This window comes from Collinsella sp. SGI.180 (assembly GCF_050313455.1).
Classification (GTDB): Bacteria; Actinomycetota; Coriobacteriia; order Coriobacteriales; family Coriobacteriaceae; genus Collinsella.
Window position 1 is genome coordinate 1 of the sequence record NZ_JBNPLL010000033.1, and the last position, 5,080, is coordinate 5,080.

The 5,080-nt window shown below is 64.3% G+C and carries 3 rRNA genes; all 3 read right to left on the reverse strand.

Going from position 1 to position 5,080, the window contains the following annotated elements:
- Positions 1-20 precede the first annotated feature (20 nt).
- Positions 21-136: ribosomal RNA gene (gene rrf, locus ACQRAP_RS08520) — 5S ribosomal RNA — on the reverse strand.
- A gap of 147 nt (positions 137-283) precedes the next feature.
- A 23S ribosomal RNA gene (locus ACQRAP_RS08525) occupies positions 284-3,258 on the reverse strand.
- Positions 3,259-3,658: 400 nt separating this feature from the next.
- Positions 3,659-5,080 (reverse strand): 16S ribosomal RNA (locus tag ACQRAP_RS08530); the annotation flags it as partial.

Below are 5,080 nucleotides of genomic sequence, written 5' to 3' on the forward strand. Positions count from 1 at the left end.
ACGGCTCGGTGCCGTCCACCGGTCAGCGGCGCCCTGGCCTCCCACGGGCTGGCCCCGCAGTACTCTCGGCGCGATGGGGCTTAGCTTCCGGGTTCGGAACGGGACCGGGCGTGCCCCCCATGCTCTGGCCGCTGACCGGTGGGCGGCGCCCACCGTATCTTCGGTGTCCGGTGTCTCTCTCACGTGCCCTGGGGGCCGCATGGCGCATAGGGGAGGTGACTCGGGGGCATCCTCGTGCCCGGACCGCGCGTGAGCGCTGGGTCCCGCGGGCCGCGAGGTGCGGTTCCGGAAGAGCTCGGGCGATTAGTGCGGCTCGGCTGAGGCTGTCGCCAGCCTTGCACCTGCCGTCTATCGACCAGGTAGTCTACCTGGGCCCTTACCGGAAGGAGAACTAATCCCTGGAACGGCTTCCCGCTTAGATGCCTTCAGCGGTTATCCGCGCCGCACGCGGCTACCCGGCCGTGCCGTTGGTCGACAACCGGTTCACCGGAGGTGCGTCCACCCCGGTCCTCTCGTACTGGGGGCAGCCTCCATCGATTCTCCTGCGCCCACGGAGGATAGGGACCGAACTGTCTCACGACGTTCTGAACCCAGCTCGCGTACCGCTTTAAACGGCGAACAGCCGTACCCTTGGGACCTGCTCCAGCCCCAGGATGCGATGAGCCGACATCGAGGTGCCAAACCTTGCCGTCGATGTGGACTCTTGGGCAAGATCAGCCTGTTATCCCCGGAGTACCTTTTATCCGTTGAGCGACGGCCCACCCACTCGGGGCCGCCGGATCACTAGAGCCTGCTTTCGCACCTGCTCGGCTTGTGGGCCTCGCAGTCAAGCCCGCTTGTACTCTTGCATTCAAAAGGACGGTTGCCGACCGTCCCGAGCGGACCTTCGCGCGCCTCCGTTACCCTTTAGGAGGCGACCGCCCCAGTCAAACTGCCCGCCTGGCACGGTCCCCGAGCCGGTTGACGGCCTCGGGTTAGGACGCCGGTCGCGCGAGGGCAGTATTCCAAGGGCGGCTCCCCGGGGGCTGGCGCCTCCGGATCTTCGCCTCCTGCCTATCCTCTACACGCGGGACCAGCGGCCAATGCCAAGCTGCAGTGAAGGTTCACGGGGTCTTTCCGTCCTTCCGCGGGTAAGTCGCATCTTCACGACCAGTGCAATTTCACCGGGTCCATGGTCGAGACAGCGCCCAAGTCGTTGCGCCTTTCGTGCAGGTCGGAACTTACCCGACAAGGAATTTCGCTACCTTAGGACCGTTATAGTTACGGCCGCCGTTTACCGGGGCTTGGCTTCGGGGCTTCGCGCGGTGCGCTAACTCCTCCGCGTGACCTTCCGGCACCGGGCAGGCGTCAGACCCTATACGTCGCCTTGCGGCTTCTGCAGAGTCCTGTGTTTTTGGTAAACAGTCGCTTGGGCCTCTCCACTGCGGCCCGCCTCCGCTCCCGGAGCAAGTCCGTTCACGTACGCGCGGGCACCCCTTCTCCCGAAGTTACGGGGCCATTGTGCCGAGTTCCTTGACCATGGTTGACCCGATCGCCTCGGTATGTTCTACCCACCCACCTGTGTCGGTTTGCGGTACGGGCGCGCACGCGCCTGCCTAGGGGTTTTTCTAGGGACCTCGGGCTCACTCGCTTCGCTCAATCGCTTCGTCCGGAGCCTCGCCCTCGATGCGGACCGGATTTCCCTGGTCCGCGGGCCGCGCTCCATCACGGGGACGTCCAGAACCCCGCCGAGCCACCCCCATCCGTCGCCCCGTCGGTCGTAGCGCCGCGTGCGCGGTGCAGGAATGTCTGCCTGCTGCGCGTCGGCTACGCCTCCCGGCCTCGCCTTAGCCCCCGACTGACCCTGGGAGGATTAGCCTTGCCCAGGAAACCTCGGGTTCACGGCGGACGAGTTACTCTCTCGTCTCTCGCTACTCATGCCAGCATTCTCACTCCCATGCGCTCCACCGTCGGTCGCCCTCCGGCTTCTCCGCCCATGGGAAGCTCCCCTACCGATTCTATAGATAAAATCCCGCCGCTTCGGTGTCCAGCTTAGCCCCGTGTATTGTCGGCGCATGTCCACTCGACCAGTGAGCTGTTACGCACTCTTTGAATGCATGGCTGCTTCTAAGCCAACATCCTGGTTGTCTGGGCGGACGCACATCCTTTGCCACTCGGCTGGAACTTGGGGACCTTAGCGGGCGGTCCGGGCTGTTTCCCTCTCGAGCACACAGCTTAGCCCACATGCTCTGACTGCCGCGCTCTGGGCCGCCGGCATTCGGAGTTCGGTTGGATTCGGTAGGCGGCGAAGCCCCCTCGTCCATCCGGTGCTCTACCTCCGGCGGTGAACGCGCGACGCTAGCCCTAAAGCTATTTCGGGGAGAACGAGATATCTCCGGGTTTGATTGGCCTTTCACCCCTATCCGCAGGTCATCGCCGCCGTTTTCAACCGACGTGCGTTCGGCCCTCCACGGGGTCTTACCCCCGCTTCAGCCTGCCCACGGATAGCTCACCCGGCTTCGCGTCCGCGGCGCGGGACTCAAGTCGCCCTGTTAAGGCTCGCTTTCGCTCCGGCTCCCTTTCGGTTAACCTCGCCCCGCGCCAGCGACTCGCTGGCTCATTCTACAAAAGGCACGCCGTCACACCATTAAAGGTGCTCCGACTGCTCGTGGGCGCACGGTTTCAGGTACTGTTTCACTCCCCTCCCGGGGTGCTTTTCACCTTTCCCTCACGGTACTGGTGCGCTATCGGTCACAGGGTAGTACTCAGGCTTGGATGGTGGTCCACCCAGGTTCGGACCGGGTTTCACGTGCCCGGCCCTACTCAGGGACCGCGTCGCGCCGTCCGGTCTGGGTTCGCGTACGGGGCTGTCACCCGCTGCGGCCGGCCCTCCCATGCCGTTCCGCTCCCCAGCCGGACCTGCGCCCGGGGGCGGCAGCCCCCGGATGCGCGGCCCTGCAACCCCGCCGGCGGAACCCCTGCCGGGTACGCCCGCTCGACGGTTTGGCCATCGGTCCCCTTTCGCTCGCCGCTACTCGGGGAGTCTCGAGATTGATTTCCTCTCCTCCGGGTACTTAGATGTTTCAGTTCCCCGGGTTGTCCTCCCCCCGCCTATGCGTTCAGCGGGGGGATATCCGTACCTCTACGGATGGGTTCGCCCATTCGGAGACCCCCGGGTCGAAGGATGTGTGCTCCTCGCCGGGGATTATCGCAGCTTGCCGCGTCCTTCATCGGCTCCCTGTGCCAAGGCATCCGCCGTGCGCCCGTGGTATCTTGCGGGACCGCTCCGGGCCCGCGGGATATCCACGTGTCGCTAATGAAAATTAATCGATATCATGAATAGCGCTCTCATGTCGCAATTCGGGTATCTCATACCGCGGCACAGCGTGTTCCACTGTGCTCGCGATCAGATGCTCCTCACTCATCAATGAGTGAATTCCTCTTGTTTGGATCGGATGAATGATTGCTATCATTCTCTGTTTAGATCGCAGAAAAGAATCGAGTCTGGAAGAGGATACTCTTCCATCTCTCTCCTATCGCTATGCGGCTCTCAAGGTACGCGGGTGCGACCCCGGGGACCGGGTGCTGCGGGGACGTATCCGGGCCAGACATCAACCGGACGGGCTCCTGCCCTCCATTCGAGTTAAAGTTTGTCTCTCTAGAAGATTTATCTCCCTAGAAAGGAGGTGATCCAGCCGCACCTTCCGGTACGGCTACCTTGTTACGACTTCACCCCCCTCACCCTCCACACCTTCGGCGCCTCCCCCCTTGGCGGTTGGGCCGGCGACTTCGGGTGCAGACGACTCGGGTGGTGTGACGGGCGGTGTGTACAAGGCCCGGGAACGCATTCACCGCGGCATGCTGATCCGCGATTACTAGCAACTCCGACTTCATGGGGGCGGGTTGCAGCCCCCAATCCGAACTGGGGCCGGCTTTCCGGGATCCGCTCCCCCTCGCGGGGTGGCATCCCTCTGTACCGGCCATTGTAGCACGTGTGCAGCCCAGGGCATAAGGGGCATGATGACTTGACGTCGTCCCCGCCCTCCTCCGCCTTGACGGCGGCGGTCCCGCGTGGGTTCCCGGCATCACCCGATGGCAACACGCGGCGGGGGTTGCGCTCGTTGCGGGACTTAACCCAACATCTCACGACACGAGCTGACGACAGCCATGCACCACCTGTATGGGCTCCTCTCGGCCACGGGGTCTCCCCCGCTTCACCCATATGTCAAGCCCTGGTAAGGTTCTTCGCGTTGCTTCGAATTAAGCCACATGCTCCGCTGCTTGTGCGGGCCCCCGTCAATTCCTTTGAGTTTTAGCCTTGCGGCCGTACTCCCCAGGCGGGACGCTTAATGCGTTGGCTGCGGCACGGGGGGATCGTCCCCCCACACCTAGCGTCCATCGTTTACGGCTGGGACTACCAGGGTATCTAATCCTGTTCGCTCCCCCAGCTTTCGCGCCTCAGCGTCGGTCTCGGCCCAGAGGGCCGCCTTCGCCACCGGTGTTCCACCCGATATCTGCGCATTCCACCGCTACACCGGGTGTTCCACCCTCCCCTACCGGACCCAAGCCGCGGAGGTTCCGGGGGCTTCGGGGGGTTGAGCCCCCCGCTTCGACCCCCGGCCTGCCGGGCCGCCTACGCGCGCTTTACGCCCAATGAATCCGGATAACGCTCGCCCCCTACGTATTACCGCGGCTGCTGGCACGTAGTTAGCCGGGGCTTCTTCTGCAGGTACAGTCTCGTCTCTTCCCTGCTGAAAGCGGTTTACGACCCGAAGGCCTCCGTCCCGCACGCGGCGTCGCTGCGTCAGGGTTGCCCCCATTGCGCAAGATTCCCCACTGCTGCCTCCCGTAGGAGTCTGGGCCGTGTCTCAGTCCCAATCTGGCCGGTCGGTCTCTCAACCCGGCTACCCGTTGTCGGCACGGTGGGCCGTCACCCCGCCGTCTACCTGATGGGCCGCGGAGCCATCCCCTCCCGTCGGGGCTTTAGCCCGGGCGCCATGCGGCACCCGGGGGTATCCGGTATTACCCGTCCTTTCGGGCGGCTATCCCGGGGGAGGGGGCAGGTTCTCCACGTGTTACTCAGCCGTTCGCCACTCGCTTC